Source organism: Novosphingobium sp. NFX11 (assembly GCF_057376415.1).
The window spans coordinates 3,062,040-3,082,549 of record NZ_CP080384.1; the positions used below are offsets into that span (position 1 = coordinate 3,062,040).

Annotated in this window: 14 protein-coding genes and 6 pseudogenes; 10 read left to right on the forward strand and 10 right to left on the reverse strand. The window is 67.0% G+C overall.

Annotated elements, in window-relative coordinates:
* Positions 1 to 24: 24 nt before the first annotated feature.
* Positions 25 to 348, reverse strand: a complete 324-nt coding sequence (locus tag KZO24_RS15725; protein ID WP_008830926.1) for a UrcA family protein — start codon at positions 346 to 348, stop codon at positions 25 to 27.
* A 181-nt stretch (positions 349 to 529) separates the two neighbouring features.
* Here KZO24_RS15725 and KZO24_RS15730 point away from each other — a divergent pair, with 181 nt between their 5' ends.
* From KZO24_RS15730 to KZO24_RS15740, 3 genes are read left to right on the forward strand one after another with little or no spacing between them, the layout of a single operon-like run.
* A complete protein-coding gene (locus tag KZO24_RS15730; RefSeq protein WP_486486572.1) occupies positions 530 to 883 on the forward strand; it encodes a hypothetical protein in 354 nt (117 codons plus the stop codon).
* A 49-nt stretch (positions 884 to 932) separates the two neighbouring features.
* Positions 933 to 1,817 (forward strand): diacylglycerol kinase family protein, encoded by an 885-nt coding sequence (locus KZO24_RS15735; protein ID WP_271182608.1) that lies wholly within the window; start codon positions 933 to 935, stop codon positions 1,815 to 1,817.
* A complete protein-coding gene (locus KZO24_RS15740; RefSeq protein ID WP_285019624.1) occupies positions 1,817 to 2,701 on the forward strand; it encodes a metallophosphoesterase family protein in 885 nt (294 codons plus the stop codon). The genes KZO24_RS15735 and KZO24_RS15740 overlap by 1 nt, the downstream gene beginning before the upstream one ends.
* Before the next feature lie 170 nt (positions 2,702 to 2,871).
* On the opposite strand, the gene KZO24_RS15745 is transcribed toward KZO24_RS15740, so the two are convergent.
* The 5 genes and pseudogenes from KZO24_RS15745 to KZO24_RS15765 form a co-directional block, all read right to left on the reverse strand.
* The gene (locus tag KZO24_RS15745; RefSeq protein ID WP_271182610.1) at positions 2,872 to 3,186 is read right to left on the reverse strand and encodes a hypothetical protein; all 315 of its coding nucleotides are present in this window, start codon (positions 3,184 to 3,186) and stop codon (positions 2,872 to 2,874) included.
* 129 nt (positions 3,187 to 3,315) lie between these two features.
* Positions 3,316 to 3,849, reverse strand: coding sequence for a CarD family transcriptional regulator (locus tag KZO24_RS15750; protein ID WP_008830931.1), 534 nt, complete (start codon positions 3,847 to 3,849; stop codon positions 3,316 to 3,318).
* A 330-nt stretch (positions 3,850 to 4,179) separates the two neighbouring features.
* On the reverse strand, positions 4,180 to 4,518 hold the full coding sequence (gene fdxA / locus KZO24_RS15755) for a ferredoxin FdxA (protein ID WP_486486573.1): 339 nt from the start codon (positions 4,516 to 4,518) through the stop codon (positions 4,180 to 4,182).
* Positions 4,519 to 4,536: 18 nt separating this feature from the next.
* Positions 4,537 to 4,842, reverse strand: a complete 306-nt coding sequence (locus KZO24_RS15760) for an RNA-binding S4 domain-containing protein (RefSeq protein WP_008830933.1) — start codon at positions 4,840 to 4,842, stop codon at positions 4,537 to 4,539.
* Between the two features lie 23 nt (positions 4,843 to 4,865).
* Positions 4,866 to 7,411: pseudogene (locus KZO24_RS15765) on the reverse strand (helicase-related protein).
* Between the two features lie 167 nt (positions 7,412 to 7,578).
* Here KZO24_RS15765 and KZO24_RS15770 point away from each other — a divergent pair.
* The 7 genes and pseudogenes from KZO24_RS15770 (at position 7,579) to KZO24_RS15800 (ending at position 14,715) form a co-directional block, all read left to right on the forward strand.
* The gene (locus KZO24_RS15770) at positions 7,579 to 9,216 is read left to right on the forward strand and encodes a M23 family metallopeptidase (protein WP_285019620.1); all 1,638 of its coding nucleotides are present in this window, start codon (positions 7,579 to 7,581) and stop codon (positions 9,214 to 9,216) included.
* Positions 9,217 to 9,429: 213 nt separating this feature from the next.
* On the forward strand, positions 9,430 to 10,425 hold the full coding sequence (hemB, locus tag KZO24_RS15775; RefSeq protein WP_271182613.1) for a porphobilinogen synthase: 996 nt from the start codon (positions 9,430 to 9,432) through the stop codon (positions 10,423 to 10,425).
* The gene (locus KZO24_RS15780) at positions 10,418 to 10,981 is read left to right on the forward strand and encodes a GNAT family N-acetyltransferase (RefSeq protein ID WP_271182614.1); all 564 of its coding nucleotides are present in this window, start codon (positions 10,418 to 10,420) and stop codon (positions 10,979 to 10,981) included. The genes hemB and KZO24_RS15780 overlap by 8 nt, the downstream gene beginning before the upstream one ends.
* Before the next feature lie 144 nt (positions 10,982 to 11,125).
* A pseudogene (locus tag KZO24_RS15785) lies at positions 11,126 to 13,364 on the forward strand (spermidine synthase).
* Positions 13,361 to 13,921 carry a gamma carbonic anhydrase family protein gene (locus KZO24_RS15790; protein WP_271182616.1) on the forward strand — a complete coding sequence of 187 codons (561 nt, stop codon included), beginning with the start codon at positions 13,361 to 13,363 and terminating at the stop codon, positions 13,919 to 13,921. Before KZO24_RS15785 ends, KZO24_RS15790 begins: the two are co-directional and overlap by 4 nt.
* A complete protein-coding gene (locus KZO24_RS15795; RefSeq protein ID WP_271182617.1) occupies positions 13,921 to 14,202 on the forward strand; it encodes a DUF167 domain-containing protein in 282 nt (93 codons plus the stop codon). The genes KZO24_RS15790 and KZO24_RS15795 overlap by 1 nt, the downstream gene beginning before the upstream one ends.
* Positions 14,203 to 14,325: 123 nt before the next feature.
* On the forward strand, positions 14,326 to 14,715 hold the full coding sequence (locus KZO24_RS15800) for a pyridoxamine 5'-phosphate oxidase family protein (protein ID WP_271182618.1): 390 nt from the start codon (positions 14,326 to 14,328) through the stop codon (positions 14,713 to 14,715).
* A gap of 40 nt (positions 14,716 to 14,755) precedes the next feature.
* Here the strand turns inward: KZO24_RS15800 and KZO24_RS15805 are convergent.
* From KZO24_RS15805 to clpA, 4 pseudogenes are all read right to left on the reverse strand, one after another.
* Positions 14,756 to 15,093: pseudogene (locus KZO24_RS15805) on the reverse strand (globin domain-containing protein).
* A gap of 99 nt (positions 15,094 to 15,192) precedes the next feature.
* Positions 15,193 to 16,782: pseudogene (locus KZO24_RS15810) on the reverse strand (cisplatin damage response ATP-dependent DNA ligase).
* Between the two features lie 184 nt (positions 16,783 to 16,966).
* Positions 16,967 to 17,970 (reverse strand): annotated as a pseudogene (locus KZO24_RS15815) (ligase-associated DNA damage response exonuclease).
* A gap of 168 nt (positions 17,971 to 18,138) precedes the next feature.
* Positions 18,139 to 20,510, reverse strand: a pseudogene (gene clpA, locus KZO24_RS15820) (ATP-dependent Clp protease ATP-binding subunit ClpA).

Below are 20,510 nucleotides of genomic sequence, written 5' to 3' on the forward strand. Positions count from 1 at the left end.
ACCTGGATTGATGGGGTTTAAGCCTTAGCCGCCGAGGCGGGTGTCGTCGGCCTTGTCGATCGCGGCGGCGACCTGCTGCTGCACGTTCAGGCGGGCCTGACGGTAGCACTCGGTGTCGACGTTGCTGTCGATGTGGGTGCCCGTCGTCGGGCGGCTGACGCGGCAGACGCTGCGGGCGGCCTTGTTGATACGCTTCTGCAGCATGCCCTGCCCTTCGACGGTGCCGAGGTCGAGGTCGGCGTAGCGGACTTCGACGCTCTTGGCGAAGGCGGCCGGGGCCGAGAACAGGCCGACGGTGCAGAGGGCTGCGGCGGCGAAGATGGCGGTCTTGGGTGCGGTCTTGAACATGGTATTTTCCTCCTCACGGTGTGAGCCGTGGGGAAGAACTGTGTTCCGTCCGGCTCGATGAGTGTGATGTGCCTCACATCCGGCACACGATCACGCGAAGGTCGATTGCGGGCAGAAGTGATCCGACGAAGGCGCAGGCGGACGGACCAACGACATTTGTAGTCGACGAACGACATGCAAGATGATGACGCGTCGTGCGCCACGGGCGATCAGATCGTGCGCAATGCGGTGGCGCTGCCGCCGCGCAGTCGATAGACTGGCCGCACATGACCCCCTGATCCTCGTATTCTGCCTCAGGATCGTCAATTTCGCCGCGCACAAGGCGCTGCTCGAAAGCAACCACCCGATGCTGATGCATGTGCCGTGGTTCTTCCAGGCGCTTGGCGGGCGGCTGAGCCTCATCGTCGAGTTCGTGATGCTGGTGGGTGTGATGATCGTCGCGGCGTCGGGATCGACCGGCTGGGCGCTGCTCTACGCGCTCTATACTGCCCTCAATGGCGTGTCCGCCTGGCTGGTCTTCAGCGGGCGCGTTTGAAGGGAACTTCGCCGGGGAACCCTGCCCCGGCTCGGGCGCTTGTGCGGGCATGACTTCAAACGGCACATCTTCGGCAAAGGTCTGGCTCGTCTGCAACGCGGCCAGCGGCAGCAACAACGACGCGGCGGTGGAGGAACTGCTCGCCGCCTTCGAGGCGGCTGGCCTCGGCTCTGACCGGGTGCTGCGCTTTCCCGACGATCCCGCCCCTCAGCCCGCCGATCTCGATGCGGCGGGCGTGGACATGCTGGCGGTATTCGGCGGTGATGGCACGACGCACTCGGTGGTCATGGAGGCCTATGGCTGGGGCGGTGCCGTGCTGGTGCTGCCGGGCGGGACGATGAACCTCCTCGCCAAGCGCATGCACGGCGACGTACCTGCGCCCGAGATCGTCGCGCGACTTTCCGGCGCGGCCCTGAGCACGGTGCGTCCGCCGGTGATCGTCTCCCGCCACGGCATCGGCCTCACCGGCGCGCTCGCCGGGCCGGGGACGGTGTGGAACGAAGTGCGCGAGGCGATGCGCGCGATGAACGTGATCGATTTCGTCGCCTCGACGCGCGAGGCGATCGCCCAGTCCGCGAACGGCCCGAAAGTCATGTGCGCCGAGGTCGGTAGTACGGAGGTCGACGGGGGACGAGAGGAAGGCTATGCCGCGATCACGGTTGTTCCCAAGGACGACGGCCTGCGAGCGAACGGCTATTATGCCGAGTCGCTGGGGGACTACGCCGGGCAAGGCATCGCCCTGCTCAACCGTAACTTTCGCGACGGCCCGCACGACGAACTGGGCCGTCACCCCAGGCTGCGGCTGGTCTGCCCCACGGGCGAGCCGATGGGCCTGCTGATAGACGGCGAGCCGTTCGACGGCGCCGCCGAGGAAATTTTCGAACTGGGCACCTGCGAGGTCGACCTGGTGACGACGAAGGAGTTCGACGGATAATGCACGGCAAGACGGCCTCGATGTACAACGGTCCGTTGCGGTTGTTCCATCTGAGCGACATCCATTTCGGGTTGGTCGATCAGCAGGCCATCGACTGGGCCAAGGCCTGCATCGATCGTGAGATGCCGCATGCCGTCGCGATCACCGGCGACCTGACCATGCGTGCCCGCCACCCCGAATTCCAGGCCGCGTGCGAGTGGATTCAGGGCTTCGACGTGCCGGTCACGGTCGAGGTGGGCAATCACGACATTCCCTACTTCAACCTCTACCAGCGTTTCTTCGACCCCTATCGCCGGTTCAAGGCGATCGAGCGGATGGTCGAGACCCAGCTGGACCTGCCCAACCTCGCCATCGTGCCGCTGCGCACGACCACGCGCGCGCAGTATCAGCGCTTCCCCTGGTCGAATGGCTGGGTGACCGATCATGCCCTGAAGCAGACGCTGGCGCAGATCGACGCCCTGCCCGAAGGCACGCGCGTCCTCGTCACCTGCCACCACCCGCTGCCTGAGCGCCGCGCGGACGGTAAGCTGCTGACCATCAACGGCACCCGCACGATGAAAGTGCTGGCCGGGCGCAAGGTCATGGCGGTGCTCTCGGGTCATATCCACGACCCGTTCGACCTGACCGAGCAGACATCCGCCGGGCCGCTTCGGATGATCGGTGCGGGCACGCTGTCGAAGCGCATTCGCTCCACACCGCCTAGCTTCAACGAGATCGTGATCGACGGCGACCAGATCCGGGTGACCGCGCGCAATCTGGAGAAGGTGCCGACCCCGGCGATGCAGATCGACGAAGTGCCGGAAAACGCTCTACCTCCGCGCGAACCGGGTGAGCCGGTGTCGCCGGTCGGCAAGGTGCCGCCGGTCGATCCGCCGGTGCATTGAGGCTCGACTAAATCGGGGCTCCGATACGGCGCATCCCCACCCCCTCGTCATTGCGAGCGTAGCGAAGCAATCCAGGACGGTTTGATACTGCCCTGTATTGCTTCGCTACGCTCGCAATGACGAAGTTTGTTGATGTAGTGACGGAAGAGCCACCGCCCTTCCCAGCGCGATCAGATCGCCTTTTCGCGCAAGTCCTGCATCGCGCCGTAATCGTTGCGCGCACGGTCGCAGGCGGCTTCGGAACCGCGCTGGCAGTCGCGGGTGTTCTTCTCGTAGCTGCGGTTGAGCTTGCCCAGTTCCTCATCCCGCTTGCGCAGGGCGCGGCCGCGCTTTTCGTCGGATTCGGACTGGCTGGTGGTGGTCCAGTCGACCGCCTTGCCCGCCACGCGTACCGGAGCGGTGACGATGCTGGCGGCGGTGCGAACGCAGCCCGAGAGCATCGGCAGGGCCATCAACACGGCGAAGGGGACGACAAGACGCTTCATACCGCCAGCTTCACACGCACCAGATGACAGCGCAATGAACAATCGTCTCCAAAACGCCGGACTACAAACGACAGGGGCCGCTCCCTTGCGGAAGCGGCCCCATGGTTCCACGTGGAACGCCTGAAAGGATCAGGCGGTCTCGGCGGTGTCGTAGTACTTGGGCGCGTGCTCGTTGAGGATCGCGAGGATCTTCTTGAGCGCGGCCTGCTCGTCGGTCTTTTCCATCGCCGCGAGTTCGCGGGCCAGGCGCGACGAAGCGGCTTCGAAGATCTGACGCTCCGAATAGCTCTGTTCGGGCTGGTCGTCGGCGCGGAACAGGTCGCGGGTCACTTCGGCGATCGACACGAGGTCGCCCGAGTTGATCTTCGCTTCGTATTCCTGGGCACGGCGCGACCACATGGTACGCTTCACCTTGGGCTTGCCCTTGAGGGTATCGAGCGCTTCGCGCAGGGTCTTGTCCGAAGACAGCTTGCGCATGCCGATCGATTCGACCTTGTTGACGGGAACGCGCAGGGTCATGCGCTCTTTCTCGAACCGCAACACGTAAAGCTCGAGCTGCATCCCGGCGATTTCCTGCTTCTGCAGCTCAATAACCCGACCAACACCGTGCTTCGGGTAAACGACGTAATCTCCAACATCGAATGCATCGATCCTGGTTGCCATGTATCGTCCTTTCACCTGCAGGGTTCCAGTTTGTTCAAATCGGGAGATAACCGGGGGTGCGACAGGGAGACAGATCGTCTCCGCGCCCGGTCAGATCACTCTCCCAACCGTCTGCTTTCGAACCCTGCCTCGCAATGAAAATGCCTGCCGAACGAGCAGAAGGCTCGGGCAGTTGAACGATTATATAGCAGCAATATGCCAAAAAATCCAGAGGCGCGTAAACGTTTCCGTTTCGCGCCTCATGGGTCTTCCGTGGCTCTGTTGCACAAAGCGCAAACCACGGGAATCTGCGGGTTTTGGTCGGCGAGCCTCAGGCCCGCCGCAGCAGGATCAGTCGCCTTCGCCGGGCTCGGGCGAGAAATACTTTTCGAACTTGCCTTCCTCGCCCTTCATCGCGTCGGCATCGTCCGGCGCGTCCTTGCAGGTGGTGAGGTTGGGCCATTCCGCCGAATACTTGGCGTTGATCTCCATCCACTGCTCAAGGCCGCTCTCGGTGTCGGGCAGGATCGCTTCCGCCGGGCATTCGGGCTCGCACACGCCGCAGTCGATGCATTCGCTGGGGTTGATGACCAGCATGTTCTCGCCTTCGTAGAAGCAGTCCACGGGGCAGACTTCCACGCAGTCCGTGTACTTGCACCTGATGCAGGCGTCGGTGACGACATACGTCATGAGTGCGGTATCCTTCCTTCAGGCGTCATTCGATTCGGGCGCAGCTATGGGATCGACGGGCCTGCCGTCAAGCACTCTGTAGCAGCTGACAGCTTCGCTATAGGGTCCGCGCCGTTCGGGCAAGGATAGGACTTCTATCACCCGCACGCCTCCAGCTATCGGAAGCGTCAGCACGTCGCCCGCCGCGATCTTCTGGTGGGCGCGGTCGATGCGACGGCCGTTGAGCCGCATGTGGCCCTCTTCGGCCAGCGTCTGCGCGACCGGCCGGGTCCTGGCGAGGCGCAGGAACCACAGCAGCTTGTCGACGCGCATCCCTGTCGCCATCGGTCCTCCCTACCGCACCCGGCCTACCGCACCATGTCCGCAAGCGCCGCGAAGGCGCCGTCGCGCCGCACCGGGGCCGCGCGCTCGGGCTCGGCCTGGCGGCGGGGCGGACGCCAGCGCCAGCGCACCGGGGCGGGCGGCCCGTGCTGTCCTTCCGCCAGCGCGCGCGGCATCAGCGGCTGGAATCCGCCGAGCCGGAGCAGCCGGGCATAGCTGGAGGTCGTCAGTCCCATCGAGACCGCCCGCGCCGGATCGAGCGCGAAGCTGCCGCGCTTTTCCGCCGCACGAAGTTCATGCGCCTCGCGCAGCAGCTTCTCGGCCATGTCGAGGCGTAGCAATTGCTTGCCAAGCGCGCGGTAGCCGGGCGGCGGGCGATGGTTTCCGGCGGGCAGCACCGGCGGCATGTCGGGAGCGGGCGCTCCGCCCTCTTTCTTGCCCGATACTTTCGCCAGCTGCCGCCACAGCGCAATGACCGGCGTGCGCAGCATGGCGGGCACGAAGAGGTCGAGCGCCCCTACCCGCACGCCCAGCCGCGCCAGCATCGTGCGGCGCTGCTTGTCGAGTCGGTCCAGCCCCGATTCCTCGCGCGCGGTCATGCCGCCGCGCTCGACCAGGGTGATGAGCAGCGCGCGCAAGTCCGACCCGGCGTCGGTCGCGCGGCTTGCCTCGTCCAATTTGGCGAGCGGGGCGAGTGGCTTCAGTGCCGCCTCCAGCCACACTTCCAGCGCGGCGACGAGCGCCTTGCGCGACACGTCGGGCACGGCATCGAGCGCACGGTCGGGCACCATCACCGGCGCCAGCAGCAGAGCGGCCGGGCGCGAGGCTCGCCAGCTTCTGCCCGTCCCAGACAAGCGCGCCGTCGGCCAAGGTGATCGCGGCGGTGCCTTCGTGAATGCCCGTGACCAGCGCATCGGCACGCGTGCCGAGCAGCGTGGACAAGTGCTTTTCCGCCGCCGCCAGCAGCAGCTTGCGATCAGACAGGCGCGCGCCGGGATCGACCTGGAAGGTGAAGCCGCGCAGCAGCCGATGTGCTCGCCCTCGACCAGCACTTCCTCGTCTTCCAGCCGGACCGAGAGCAGTCCGGTATCCGGTCCCAGCTTCTTCATCAGAACGGCCGTCCTGCGGTTGATGAATCGTTCCGTCAGCTTTCCGTGAAGTGCGTCCGAAAGTCGAGCCTCAACCGCACGGGCGCGGGCGGCCATTTCATCGCGCGCGAGTACCCAATCGGGACGCTGGGCGATGTAGGCCCACGAACGGATCGCGGCGATGCGGCCCTGCAGCGTGTCGATGTCGCCGCCGGTGCGGTCCAGTTGCGCGATCTGCCCGGCGACGAAATCGGCCCCGAGTTCGCCGCTGCGGAGGTCCTGCCACAGCCGCGCGACGAAGCGCGAATGCGTTTCCACCCCCTGCTGGCGAAAGTCCGGCAGACGGCACACGTCCCAGAAGCGGCGCACCTGCCCGAACCCGCGCACGGTGTCCGCCACCGGCCCCTCGTCCGCGAGGCGCTTGAGCACGGCGAGGTCGATCGCCTCGGGCGCAGGCGCGAGTTCGGGGCGCAGCGGCGGCGTTTCGAGGTCGGCGATTAGGGTGGCGAGGCTGTCGAAGCGGGGCTCGGGCTCGCGCCAGAACAGCTTGGTCAGGGGCGCGAAGCGGTGTTCCTCGATCGCGTAGATTTCTTCTGGGTCGAATTCAGGATCGTGGCCGCCGGTGCCGGTGAGCGTGCCGAAGCTGCCGTCCTTCTGGTGGCGCCCTGCCCGCCCGGCGATCTGCGCCATCTCGGGCGGCGTCAGGCGGCGGTGGCGACGGCCGTCGTACTTGGAGAGGCCCGCGAAGGCGACATGCTCGACATCGAGGTTGAGGCCCATGCCGATCGCGTCGGTGGCGACGAGGTAGTCCACCTCCCCGACTGGTAGAGCGCCACCTGGGCGTTGCGCGTCTGCGGGCTGAGCGCGCCCATCACCACCGCCGCGCCGCCCCGGAACCGGCGCAGCATTTCGGCGATGGCATAGACCTGCTCGGTCGAGAAGGCGACGATGGCGCTGCGGGGCGGCACGCGGCTGAGCTTCTTCGCGCCCGCGTGAGTCAGGGTGGAGAAGCGCGGGCGGGTGACGACCTCCACCCCGGGCACCAGTGCCTTCACCAGCGGCTCGGCGGTGGAGGAGCCGAGGATCATCGTCTCCTCCCTGCCCCGTGCGTGCAGCAGGCGATCGGTGAAGACATGGCCGCGCTCGCGATCCGCCGCCAGTTGCGCCTCGTCGATGGCGACGAAGGCCATCGAGCGTTCGGACACGGGCATCGCCTCGGCCGTGCAGAGCAGGTAGCGGGCGTTCTTCGGCTCGATCCGCTCCTCGCCAGTGATGAGCGCGACGCTGGCCTCGCCCTTGATCTTGACTACGCGGTCGTAGACCTCGCGCGCCAGCAGGCGCAGCGGGAAGCCGATCATGCCGCTGGAGTGGGCGCACATCCGCTCGATCGCGAGGTGTGTCTTGCCGGTGTTGGTCGGGCCAAGCACCGCCTTCACCGCGCCGGGAGCGTCCTTTAATGCCGAGCCGTTCCGGTGCTGAACCATTATGCCGGTGAATGTGGCACCGCAGCCCGCCGCTCGCAAGACTCGGGGTATCCCGCAGACCCCCTGAATCCACAGTCTTAGGATGTTCGTAACCTTGTTCGGGCAGGGAAATTGCGCGAGGTCCGCCGCCGCGGACCAAAGGGTTGCAACGAGGGAACCGCGCGAAGGTGTTCAAGCCGCAGCAGCGCGATCGCGACGATCGCGCTGAAACTCAGAACCCGGACGGGCTGACGCCTGCGGCCACGCGGCGCGACGATGCCGTGCTTCTGGTGTTTCCCGCAGAGCAAGGCCGTTCTCGGCCAGCGGTCCCGGATCAGGTCCGGGACGACGAAGCTTCACCCCGCCCTTCCCTGCGCGCCCGGGTCGAGAACTGGTGCCACCGCATCGAACTGGCCCCCGACCTTGCCGCCGACATCGGCAGCCGCAAGTGGCTGCGCGGGCTCGCCACGATGCTGGGCCTGAGCGGCGCTGCGCTGGCGCTGCTCCCCGGTTTCAGCGCGGTCGAGGCTGCGGCGACGATGCCGCTCGACGCCAGCCAGCAGGGCGAATTCCGCAGCCAGTCGATCGCCCCGCTCGCGCTGGGGGCCGACACCGGCCGCCACATGGGTGCGACGCCGCTGGTCAGCCCGCTGACCGGCGCGCCCGAGCGACCTACCGTGCAGCTGACCTCGACGCTGGGACAGGGCGACACCCTCCCCGGCCTGCTCCAGCGCGCCGGGCTGGGATCGGCCGAGGTGGCGCAAGTGACGCAGCTTGTCGGCCAGGTCGTGCCGGCCGGAGAGATCGGTTCGGGCACGCAGTTCGACATCACGCTGGGCCGCCGTCCCGCCGAGGGCGCGGCGCGGGCACTCGATTCGCTGTCGTTCCGGGCGCGGTTCGACCTCGATCTTTCCATCGAGCGCGGTGCCGGTGGTCTTATGGCGGTGCGCCATCCGATCCGGGTCGACGAGACCCCGCTGCGCATTCGCGGCACCGTGGGCTCCAGCCTCTACCGCTCGGCGCGCAATGCCGGGGCGCCGGTGGCGGCGATCCAGTCGTACCTGCGCGCGGTGGACAAGTACCTCAGCCTCGACAGCGATCTGCGTTCGGGCGACGAATTCGACATGATCCTGTCCTACAAACGCTCGGCCAAGGGCGAGCGCGAGGTGGGGGACCTGCTCTATGCAGGCGTCGCGCGGGGCGGGAAGCCGCAACTGCAGCTGATGCGCTGGGGCAATGACGGGCAGATGTTCGCCGCCAGTTCCATCGGCCAACCCCGCGCCGTGCCGATCGGCCAGCCGGTGGCGAGCACGCGGATCACGTCGCCCTATGGCGGGCGGCGCCATCCGATCCTCGGTTATGTGCGGATGCATGCCGGTATCGACTTCGGCGCGCCTTATGGAGCGCCGATCTATGCGGTGGCGGACGGCGTGGTGACCTTCGCCGGGCGGCATGGCGGGCACGGCAACTACGTGCGGCTGCAGCACGGCGGCGGTCTCGGCACCGGCTACGGCCACATGAGCCGCATCGCCGTCAGCAATGGTACGCATGTGCGAGCCGGGCAGGTGATCGGCTATGTGGGCTCCACCGGGCTCTCGACGGGACCGCATCTCCACTTCGAGGCCTATCGCGGTGGTCGCACCATCAATCCGGCGGGAATCGCGGTGATGCAGCGGCCCGAGATCGACGGGCGCGAGCGCGATGCCTTCAAGGCGCGGCTCAATGCACTGCTGGGCGTGACTCCGGGTGCGGCGCTGGGATCGATCGAGCCGGTGGCGAGCGATCCGGTCGAGACCACGCGCGAGATCGACAAGCTGGGGCGGTGATGCCTTATCCTCCCCGTTGCGCAGCAATGGGGAGGGGACCGCCGACGAAGTCGGTGGTGGAGGGGAGCCGGCCCCTCCGTCAGCCCTGCGGGCTGCCACCTCCCCATCGCTTCGCGACAGGGAGGATCAAGGCAGTCCCGCGCACCCCAACCCGCGCAAATCGCAACCCTCCCCCGATTGCCCCCGCCTTCGTTTTCCGGCAAGCACCCCGCCATGACCGGCACATATCCCCACACCCGCCTCCGCCGTACCCGCGCCACCGCCTGGAGCCGCGCGCTCCATCGCGAGACGGTGCTGACCCCGGCGGACCTCATCTGGCCCCTCTTCATCACCGAGGGCGAAGGCGTGGAGCAGCCCATCGCCGCGCTGCCGGGCGTGTCGCGCTGGTCGGTGGACCTCATCGTCGAACGGGCGAAGGAAGCGGTGGACCTCGGCATCCCGGTGCTCGCGCTGTTCCCGCACACCCAGCCCGATCGCCGTAGCGAGGGCGGGGCCGAGGCGCTCAACCCGGACAACCTGATGTGCCGCGCGATCCGCGCGATCCGGGCGGAACTGGGCGATAAAATCGGCCTGCTCACCGACGTGGCGCTCGATCCCTATACCAGCCACGGACAGGACGGGCTGATCGACGATGCGGGCTACGTCCTCAACGACGAGACGGTCGAGGCACTGGTCGGCCAGTCGCTCAACCAGGCCAACGCGGGCGCGGACATCATCGCGCCTTCAGACATGATGGACGGCCGCATCGCCGCGATCCGCGACGCGCTGGAGGACGCGGGCCACATCAACGTCCAGATCATGAGCTACGCCGCCAAGTACGCCTCGGCGTTCTACGGCCCGTTCCGCGACGCGGTCGGTTCGCGCGGGCTGCTCAAGGGCGACAAGAAGACCTACCAGATGGACCCCGGCAACACTGAGGAAGCGCTGCGCGAAGTCGAGATGGACCTCGCCGAGGGCGCCGACACGGTGATGGTGAAGCCGGGTCTGCCTTACCTCGACATCATCCGCCGGGTGAAGGACACGTTCGAGGTGCCCGTCTTCGCTTATCAGGTCTCCGGCGAATACGCGATGATCGAGCACGCGGTCGCGGCGGGCGCGGCGGATCGCGACGCCATGGTGCTGGAGACGCTGACCGCCTTCAAGCGCGCCGGCGCCTCGGGCGTGCTGACATACCATGCGGCCCATGCGGCGCGGCTGCTGCGTGGTTAGGATCGAGACCGACCGCCTGATCCTGCGCGACTGGGGTGAGGGCGACATTGCGCGTTTCGCAGAGGGCACCAATACGCCCGCCGTCATGCGCCATCTCGGCGGCGTGATGGACGATGCCAAGGTGGCGCTGTTCGAGGAGCGGGTGCTGGGTTTCCAGAACCGTCTCGGCCACACCTTCTGGATCGCCCAGCGCAAGGACGACGGCGAAGTGCTCGGCTTCTGCGGCCTTAAGGTTATCGATGCGCCGGGGGCGACGTTCCCCGGCGAGATGGAGATCGGCTGGCGGTTTCGTGAGGATTCCTGGGGGCAGGGCTATGCCAAGGAAGCTGCCATCGCCTCGCTCGATGCCGGGTTCGAGCGGTTCGGGGCGGCGGAGATCTTCGCCATCACCAACCTCGAGAACACCGCCAGCTGGGGCCTGATGCTGCGCCTCGGCATGGTGCGGCGCGCGGAACTGGACTTCGTCGATGCGCGGTTCGAGCCGCCGGTGGGCGATACGATCGTCCATTCGATCACCGCCGAGGCGTGGCGGAGCATTGGGCGCGCGGGGCGCTAGCCACAGGGCACCACATTTCGTCATTGCGAGCGTAGCGAAGCAATCCAGGGCAGTCTTGAGCCGCCCTGGATTGCTTCGCTGCGCTCGCAATGACGAGTGAAGGTCTATCCTTCCCTGCCGGCACCACGTACCTGTCTTGCCGCAATGACCGACACCGCCGAGCACATGCTGCAAACCGCCCGGACAACCCCGCCGCGCCGCGGGCTTTTCGTCGCCACCATCCTCGTCGGCAGTTTCCTGCTGTTCCTCGTCCAGCCGATGGTGGCGCGCATGGCGCTGCCCCGGCTCGGCGGCGCGCCGAACGTGTGGAACAGCGCGATGCTGGTCTATCAGGCGCTGTTGCTGGCGGGGTACGCCTATGCGCACTGGCTCGGCCGGTTCGCGCTGAAGCGGCAGGCGATGATTCACCTCGCGCTGCTGCTGGTCGCCGCGCTGACCTTGCCGGTGGGCCTGATCGACATGCCGCGCATCGCCGGGCTGCCGGAGGCCGCATGGGTGCCGCTGCTACTGGGCGCGAGCATCGGCCCGGTATTCTTCGTCGTATCCGCGCAGGCGCCGCTCATGCAGCGCTGGTTCGCCGCTGCGCCCGAAGCGGGTGCACCTTGGGCGCTCTACGCCGCCTCCAACCTCGGGAGCTTCGCGGGGCTCATCGCCTATCCGCTGCTGGCCGAGCCGCTGCTGAGCGTCCGTCTGCAGAGCCTCGCGTGGTCTGGCGGCTTCGCCGTGCTGGTGCTGCTGATCGCGCTGGCCGGATTCAGCCGCCGCAATACCCCCGCGCCGATCGCACAGGCCCACGCTTCGGAGCGCATCCCCGCCCGCACCATCGGCCTGTGGCTGGCGCTGTCGGCGGTGCCTTCGGGGCTGATGCTCTCGACCACCACGCATCTCACCACCGACATCTTCGCGATGCCGCTGCTCTGGGTGATCCCGCTGGGGCTCTACCTGCTGAGCTTCGTGATCGCGTTCTCCGACCGGCGCGGGTCGGCTACCTTCGTCAGCCGCATCGCGCCGGTGGTGGTGCTGTTCATGGGCAGCTACGCGATGCTGTCGAATGGCTCGGGCACCCTGTGGGCCGTGGCGGGCACCTGCCTGCTGCTGCTCTGCGTGGCGACGACGCTGCACGCGCGGCTCTACGACCTGAGGCCGGGAGAGGCGCAGCTTACCCGCTTCTACCTCGTCATGTCGGCGGGCGGAGCGCTGGGCGGCGTGTTCACCGCGCTGATCGCGCCGCTGGTGTTCGACTGGGCCTGGGAGCACCCGCTGCTGGTCCTCGCCGCCGCGCTGCTGATGCCGCTGCGCCCGCTGCTGAACTGGCGCGACAGCACCGATATGGAGCCCGGCATGGCGCGCATCGCGCTGACCGTGGTGCTGCTCTTCGCGGGCTTCCTGGGCTGGGAACTGCTGCAGACCGTGCTGGACCCCGAGGAGGCGCTGTTCAGCCTGATGCTGACGGTGTTCCTCGTCGGCGTGGGGGTGATGGTCATGGCATGGCGCGGGGCCTTCGCGCTTGTCCTGCTGATCGGCATGGTCGGACAGGGCGGCCTGTGGACCGTGCGCGCCACTCTGGAAGGCGAGCGCACCCGCAGCTATTTCGGCATCTATACCTTGCGCGACGACGCGGAGGGACGCTTCCGCACGCTGGCGCACGGCACGACGCTACACGGCATGCAGGCGCTCGATCCCGCGCGCACGCACGATGCGCTGACCTATTACGGCCCCGGCTCGGGCGTCGCCCTCGCGCTGGCGGCAGTGCCCGCGATCGAGGGCCGCAGGCGCGCGTGGGCGTTGTCGGGCTCGGCACCGGCTCGCTCGCCTGCCGTTCGCAGCCGGGGCAGGACTGGACTTTCTTCGAGATCGACCCGGTCGTGCTGCGCTTCTCCACGACGCGGCAGTTCACCTTCCTCAAGGACTGCACCCCGAAGGCCCGCGTGGTGATCGGCGATGCCCGGCTGGAACTGGCACACGTCGCGCCGCGCAGCTTCGACGTGCTGGTGATCGATGCCTTCTCCTCCGATGCCATCCCCATGCACCTGCTGACGACCGAGGCGCTGGCGGTCTACCGCCGCGCGCTGACCCCGGGGGCCTGCTGATCCTGCACATCTCCAACCGCTACATCGACCTTGCGCCGGTGGTCGGCGCCAATGCGCGAGCGAGCGGGCTCATGGCGCTTTCGCGGCTGGACTTTCCCGAAGACGAAGTGCGTTACACCCCCTCGCGCTGGATCGCGCTTTCGGCGGATCGGAGCGTGCTCGACAGGCTTGCAAGGCAGCGCCCCGATGCCCCATGGAGCAAGCTTGAAGAACGGGCGCCGGAACCCTGGACGGACGATCACGCTTCCATCCTGCCGTATGTCCGCTGGAGCAGGCTGACGGGGAATCCATGACCGACCGTAACGACATCACAATCGCCGCCTTCAACGGCAAGGCGCCGCGCATCCATTCCAGCGCCTTCATCGCGCCCGGCTGCCGCATCATCGGTGACGTCGAGATCGGCGCCGACGCCAGCATCTGGTACAACTGCGTGATCCGCGCTGACATCAACCGCGTGGTCATCGGTGCGCGCACCAACATCCAGGACGGCACCGTCGTCCACTGCGACAGCCCCAAGCCGCACCGCCCCGAAGGTTACGCCACGATCATCGGCGAGGACGTGCTGATCGGCCACATGGTCATGCTGCACGGCTGCACGCTGGAAGACCGCGCCTTCATCGGCCTCGGCGCGATCGTGATGGACGGCTCCTATGTCGAGAGCGACGGCATGCTGGCGGCGGGCTCGCAGCTCACCGGCAAGCGCATCGGTGCTCGCCAGCTCTGGATGGGCCGCCCGGCAAAGTACTTGCGCGATCTGACCGACGAGGCCGTCGTCGCCAACCAGTCGGGCGTGAAGGGCTATGTCCTCAATGGCCGCCTGCATGCCGAGGCGCTCGGGCTGAAGGGCTGATGGCGCGGCCCAGGGCGATGCTGCCGGATGCCGAGGCGCTGCGGGCCATGGTCGATGCCGACGGTGCGCTGGCCTTGCGGGTAACGCCGGGCGCAAAGGTCGAGGCACTGGAAATCGTAGAGGGCCGCCTCACTGCCAAAGTCCGCGCTCAGCCGGAGGACGGCAAGGCCAACGCCGCCGTGCGCGACCTGCTCGCCCGCGCGCTGGGCGTGGCGCCCTCGCGGCTGGAACTGCTGCGCGGCGCAACATCGCGTGAGAAGCAGTTCAGGGTATCCGGCTAACCGCTTCGCCTTTGTTCTGCATGTTTATTGCAATTGAGAATCAATATATAATATGCCATGCTGCGCCGCACCACGCTTGCGGGCCCGTGCCCGCTTTCCTTCCGACAAAAGCAGAAAGACGACATGCTCAACGAAGAGATGAAGCGCATCCTCTCGGTCCAGCTTCCGATCCAGGCCACCGTCAGCAAGGACGGCCTGCCCGACATCGGCCCCAAGCGCTCGCTGCGGGTCTATGACGAGGCCACGCTGATCTACAACGAGAACACCGGCGGCCAGACGCTGCAGAACATTCGCGACGGATCGAAGATGGCGATCGCCGTGATCGATCGCGAAGCGCTCGACGGTTACCGCTTCGTCGGCAAGCCCGAGATATTTTCCGAAGGCGCGGCCTTCGAGAACGCCGAGGCCTTCGCGGCGACGGCGGGCATGAAGACCCCCAAGTTCGCGGTGCTGATCCACATCGAGGACATCTACACCCTGCGCTCCGGCCCGACGGCGGGCACGAAGCTCTGAATTCACAGCCGCGATGGTCCTCTCCCGCCAGTGGAAGGGGCTATCGCCCCATGCTGCGTGCGATCCGCGCCAGCGTTTCGCTCATCGAGCGGGCGATGTCTGTAGGTTCGGGCGCCACCTCGGCGATGGCGCGCTCCATCGCCTCGGCCCACTGGTCCGCCGTCAGCGGTTCGATGGTGAAGGGCGCGTGCAGGCTCACCATGCAGCGGCCGGGGTTCTCCTCGAACCAGTCGCGCGGGCCTCCTGCCCATCCGGCGAGGAACTTCGGCAGCGAGGCCCGCATCGCGCCAGATCGGCCGCGTGCATCGCGCGAAGTTCGGCATAGGCCGGATCGCTTACCATCAGATCGTAGAAGCGGTTGGCGATCGCCTCGAACACCGGAGCGCCGCCGAGGCGGTGGTAGGGGTGTCCGGCACGGGGAGGGCTGTTCCATGCTGCCCCTCTAGCGTATCGTCCGCACGCACGCATTGATCGCGGTCAATCGCGGATCAGGGCGCGCAAAGTCTCGATGCGGTCGGCCTCGTGCGCGGGCTTGTCGGCGCGGATGCGGCTGATGCGGGGAAACGCATGGCTACGCCGGACTTGTGGCGCTTGCTGGCGTGGACCGAATCGAAAGCCACCTCGAACACCAGCGACTTGTCCGTCTCGCGCACCGGGCCGAAGCGGCCCACGGTGTGGTTGCGCACGTGGCGATCGAGCCACTTCAGTTCCTCGTCGGTGAAACCGAAGTAGGCCTTGCCCACGGGCAGCAGTTCCGCGCCGGTATCGGGATCGCCGTCCCAGCAGCCGAAGGTATAGTCCGAATAGAACGAGCTTCGCTTGCCCGAGCCGCGCTGGGCATACATCAGCACGCAGTCGATCAGCAGCGGGTCGCGCTTCCACTTGTACCACAGCCCGGTCTTGCGCCCCGCGACATAGGGACTGTCCCGCCGTTTGAGCATCACCCCTCTATCGCATCGTCGCGCGCGCGTTCGCGGATGGCGGACAGGTCGGCGAAGTCGGCGGCGGGGATCACGGTGGAGATGTCGAACCGGTCGGCGGGCAGGCGCGGCAACAGCGCCTCCAGCGCGGCGCGGCGCTGACTCCAGGGAGGGGGCGCAAGTCCTGCCCCTCCAGGATCAGCACGTCATAGAGGCGCACGAAGGCGGGATATTCCTCGCGCATCTTCTTCGAGACAGTCTTGCGCCCGAGGCGCTGCTGCAAGGCGTTGAAGCTGGCCGCGCCGCCCTCTTCGCCGCCCTGATGGGCACCGCGCACCAGCAGTTCGCCGTCCAGCACGCCGTCGATATGCAGCGCCTCGGCGACCTCGGGAAAGGTGGCGGAAATGTCATCGCCGGAGCGGGAGTAGACGCGCGTTTCTCCGCCCGCCCGAACCACCTGCACGCGGATGCCGTCCCACTTCCATTCGGCGGCATAGTCGGCCAGATCGACCTCCGTGTCCTCCAGCCCGTGCGCCAGCATGAAGGGGCGGAACAGCGGCAGATCGTCGGAATTGGGAGGCTCGGCGCCGTGCGCGGCCCAGTCGAACAGCGGGGCATAAGGCGGCGTCTGGCCGTGCCAATGCTCCTCCACATCCTCCACCGCGACGTCGAAGGCCTGCGCGAAAGCCGTCTTGGCGAGACGCGCCGAAATGCCGATGCGCATCGCCCCGGTGGCCAGCTTGAGCAGGGCATAGCGGCCGTTCGCATCCAGCCGGTCGAGCAGCTTCGGCAGTTCCACCATGACATTGGCGCGCGTCATGCGGGAAAGCGCATCCACCGCCTCGGACACCGTGGGCGGGGAGGGTGCCTCCGCCGGTTCGGGCCAGAGCAGGCTGGCGGTCTCGGCGGAATCACCCACGTATTCGCGGCTGAGCGTCCAGAGCACCGGGTCGATCCGCTCGGTCAGCAGGTTGCGGATGGTGGAACTCTTCACTGCCGGGAAATCGAGCCCATCGGTCAGCGCGGCAAGCGCCCAGCCGCGATCCGGATCGGGCGTGTCGCGCAGGTAGTCGGCCAGCAGCTTGAGCTTGGCGTTGCGGCTGCGGGTATAGACCAGCGCGTCGAGAAGAGCGGCGAACGCTTCCATTTAGAAAGTAGAAGTCCTGGGGCCATCGCCCCAGACCCCCATACCGTCGAGGTCGTGCGCGCAGCCTCGTTTCGCGCTCACTTCCTTTTTCGTGTCATCCCCGCGAAGGCGGGGACCCATCTGATGACCGCGTAATACGGAGCCGCAGGAGATGGGTTCCCGCCTTCGCGGGAATGACGGAAGGTCAATCATCTTCATCCTCATACCCCACCAGAGCCAGCGCCCGCGCCTTCCTCTGGTTCAACTCGCACCACCGCAGCATGGCTTCCTCGCGCCCGTGCGTGATCCACGTCTCGGCGGGGTTCACGTCCACCACGGTCTGCGTCAGTTCGTCCCAGTCGGCGTGGTCGGAGATCACCAGCGGCAGTTCCACCATCCGCTGCCGCGCGCGCTGGCGTACCCGCATCCAGCCGGAGGCCATTGCCGTGATCGGATCGGGCAGGCGGCGGCTCCACCGGTCGTTGAGCGCCGAGGGCGGGGCGACGATCACCGCGCCGGCCAGTTGCTCTTTGCTGGCGTCCGACACCAGCCGCAGGTCGCCCAGATCGACGCCCCATTCTTCATACAGTCGGCACATCCGCTCCATCGCGCCGTGGAGCCAGATCGTGTCTTGGTGCCCGGCGCGGCGCAGTTCGGCGATCAGGCGTTGTGCCTTGCCCAGCGCGTAGGCGCCGACCAGCACGCAGCGCTCCGGATTGGCGGCGAGGGCGGAGAGCAGCTTGGCGATCTCCTCCTCCACCGGTGGGTGGCGGAAGACAGGCAGGCCGAAGGTCGCCTCGGTGACGAGCACGTCGCAAGGGGTGACCTCGAAGGGCGGGCAGGTGGGATCGGCGCGGCGCTTGAAGTCGCCGGTGACGATGATCCGCTCGCTCGCGTGCTCCAGCAGGATCTGTGCGGAGCCGAGGACGTGTCCGGCGGAATCCACGTGGCGTGGACATCTCCGGGCAGGGCGATGCGCTCGCCGTAGGGGACGGGCACCGCGCCTTCCTCGGTGGCGTAGCGCAGTTTCATGATGGCGAGGGTTTCGGGGGTGGCGAAGGTCTCGCCGTGGCCGCCGCGTGCGTGGTCGGCATGGCCGTGCGTTACCAGCGCGCGATCGACCGGGCGGGCCGGGTCGATCCAGCAGTCGGCGGGGACGACGTGGATGCCCCAGGGTTCGGGTCTGATCCAGGAGAAATCGCGGGGCATGTCATGAAAATGGGGCGGGAACCGCGTGGTTCCCGCCCCAATGTCTCAATGTGGCGCAGACCCTTCGACAAGCTCAGGGTGAGCGGTGTTGGTGTAAGGCCGCTATCCCCTCCTCCCGCTCAGGCTGAGCTTGTCGAAGCCCCTGAGTCGGGAAGTGAGCAATGACCCTCAATCGTCCGCGTTGGTATCCGCCTGCGGACCGGGCTTCTTCGCCCGCTTCACCGGCACCTTCTTCTTCGTCTTGGACACCTTGGGCGCCGAGGAGTCAGTTCGAAGTTCAGCGCGTTCTCCTTGACCGAGACGTGCACTTCGCCGCCGTGGGCCAGCTTGCCGAACAGCAGTTCTTCCGCCAGCGGCTGCTTGACCTTCTCCTGGATCACGCGGCCCATCGGGCGCGCGCCGTAGAGCTTGTCATAGCCCTTGTCGCCCAGCCAGCTGCGTGCGTCCGAGTCGAACTGGATGTGGACGTTCTGGTCGGCCAGCTGCAGTTCCAGCTGGAGGATGAACTTGTCCACGACCCGGCTGATGGTGTCCTTGGCGAGGTACGCGAAGGGCACGATCGCATCGAGGCGGTTGCGGAATTCGGGGGTGAACATCTGCTTCACCGCTTCCTCGCCGGCATCCTCCTTCGAGGTGTCGCCGAAGCCGATGCCCTGCTTGGCCATGTCCGAGGCGCCCGCGTTGGTGGTCATGATGAGCACCACGTTGCGGAAATCGACGGTCTTGCCGTGGTGATCGGTCAGGCGGCCGTTGTCCATCACCTGCAACAAGATGTTGAACAGGTCGGGGTGTGCCTTCTCGATCTCGTCGAGCAGGAGGACGCAGTGCGGGTTCTGGTCGATCGCGTCGGTCAACAACCCGCCCTGATCGAAGCCGACATAGCCCGGAGGCGCACCGATCAGGCGGCTGACCGAGTGACGCTCCATGTATTCGGACATGTCGAAGCGCTTCAGCTCGATGCCCATGATGCTGGCGAGCTGACGGGCCACTTCGGTCTTGCCGACGCCGGTAGGACCGCTGAACAGGAACGAGCCGATCGGCTTGTCCGGATCGCGCAGGCCAGCGCGGCTCAGCTTCATCGCGGTGGCGAGGAGGCCGATCGCCTTGTCCTGGCCGAACACCACGCGCTTCAGGTCACGTTCGAGGTTCTCCAGCGCCTTCTTGTCGTCGGACGAGACGGACTTGGGCGGGATGCGGGCCATCGTCGCGATGACCTGTTCGATCTCGCGCGCGGTGATGGTCTTCTTGCGGCGGCTGGGCGGCAGCAGCATCTGCATCGCGCCGACTTCGTCGATCACGTCGATCGCCTTGTCGGGCAGCTTGCGGTCGTTGATGTAGCGGGCCGAAAGCTCCACCGCCGTCTTGATCGCGTCAGGCGTATACTTGACGCGGTGGTGATCCTCGAAAGCGGTGCGCAGGCCCTTGAGGATCTTGATGGTATCCTCGACCGTGGGCTCGTTCACGTCGATCTTCTGGAACCGGCGCAGCAGGGCGCGGTCCTTCTCGAAGTGGTTGCGGAACTCCTTGTAGGTGGTCGAGCCGATGCAGCGGATCGTCCCGCCCGACAGCGCCGGCTTGAGCAGGTTCGAAGCGTCCATCGCCCCGCCGCTGGTGGCGCCCGCGCCGATCACCGTATGGATCTCGTCGATGAAGAGGACCGCGTGCGGCATCTTCTCCAGTTCGGAGACGACCTGCTTCAGACGCTCTTCAAAATCGCCGCGATAGCGGGTGCCGGCCAGCAGGCTGCCCATGTCGAGCGAGTAGATCACCGCCTCGGTCAGCACTTCAGGCACTTCGCCCTCTACGATCTTGCGCGCCAGGCCTTCGGCGATGGCGGTCTTGCCCACGCCCGGATCGCCCACGTAGAGCGGGTTGTTCTTGGAGCGGCGGCACAGGATCTGGATCGTGCGGTCCACTTCGGGGCCGCGGCCGATCAGCGGATCGACCTTGCCCGCCAGCGCCTTCTCGTTGAGGTTGACGGTGAACTGGTCGAGCGCGGAGTCCTTCTTGTTGGCGGACGCCTTTGCCTCCGCCTTGTCCTCGGGCGTGGGCGGGGTCTCGTCGGACGAGCCCTTGGCGGTGCGATCCTCGATCCGCTTGCCGCCCTTGCCGATGCCGTGGCTGATGTAGCTGACGGCGTCGAGGCGGCTCATGTCCTGCTGCTGCAGGAAGTAGACCGCGTAGGAATCCCGCTCGGAGAACAGCGCGACGAGGACGTTGGCGCCGGTCACGGTGTCCTTGCCGGACGACTGCACGTGCAGGATCGCGCGCTGGATCACCCGCTGGAAACCGGCGGTCGGGGCGGGATCGCCCTTTTCCTCGGTCTTGAGCGACTGGTATTCCTGATCGAGATACTGGCGCACCACGTCGCCGAGGTCGCCAAGGTCCACGCCGCAGGCCTGCATGACCTGCGCCGCGTCGGTGTCGTCGATCAGCGCGAGCAGCAGGTGCTCGAGCGTCGCGTACTCGTGGCTCCGCTCAGACGCGTGAGACAGAGCCGAGTGCAGGGTCTTTTCAAGGCTTTGGGCGAAACTTGGCAT

Bases quoted from the DNA above. Each gene is read 5' to 3' on its own strand.
- KZO24_RS15740 (WP_285019624.1), top strand. From the start codon at position 1,817: ATGCACGGCAAGACGGCCTCGATGTACAACGGTCCGTTGCGGTTGTTC.
- KZO24_RS15750 (WP_008830931.1), bottom strand. From the start codon at position 3,849: ATGGCAACCAGGATCGATGCATTCGATGTTGGAGATTACGTCGTTTAC.
- KZO24_RS15760 (WP_008830933.1), bottom strand. From the start codon at position 4,842: ATGGCGACAGGGATGCGCGTCGACAAGCTGCTGTGGTTCCTGCGCCTC.
- KZO24_RS15790 (WP_271182616.1), top strand. From the start codon at position 13,361: ATGACCGACCGTAACGACATCACAATCGCCGCCTTCAACGGCAAGGCG.
- KZO24_RS15735 (WP_271182608.1), top strand. From the start codon at position 933: ATGACTTCAAACGGCACATCTTCGGCAAAGGTCTGGCTCGTCTGCAAC.
- KZO24_RS15745 (WP_271182610.1), bottom strand. From the start codon at position 3,186: ATGAAGCGTCTTGTCGTCCCCTTCGCCGTGTTGATGGCCCTGCCGATG.
- hemB (WP_271182613.1), top strand. From the start codon at position 9,430: ATGACCGGCACATATCCCCACACCCGCCTCCGCCGTACCCGCGCCACC.
- KZO24_RS15795 (WP_271182617.1), top strand. From the start codon at position 13,921: ATGGCGCGGCCCAGGGCGATGCTGCCGGATGCCGAGGCGCTGCGGGCC.
- KZO24_RS15800 (WP_271182618.1), top strand. From the start codon at position 14,326: ATGCTCAACGAAGAGATGAAGCGCATCCTCTCGGTCCAGCTTCCGATC.
- KZO24_RS15730 (WP_486486572.1), top strand. From the start codon at position 530: ATGATGACGCGTCGTGCGCCACGGGCGATCAGATCGTGCGCAATGCGG.
- KZO24_RS15725 (WP_008830926.1), bottom strand. From the start codon at position 348: ATGTTCAAGACCGCACCCAAGACCGCCATCTTCGCCGCCGCAGCCCTC.
- fdxA (WP_486486573.1), bottom strand. From the start codon at position 4,518: ATGACGTATGTCGTCACCGACGCCTGCATCAGGTGCAAGTACACGGAC.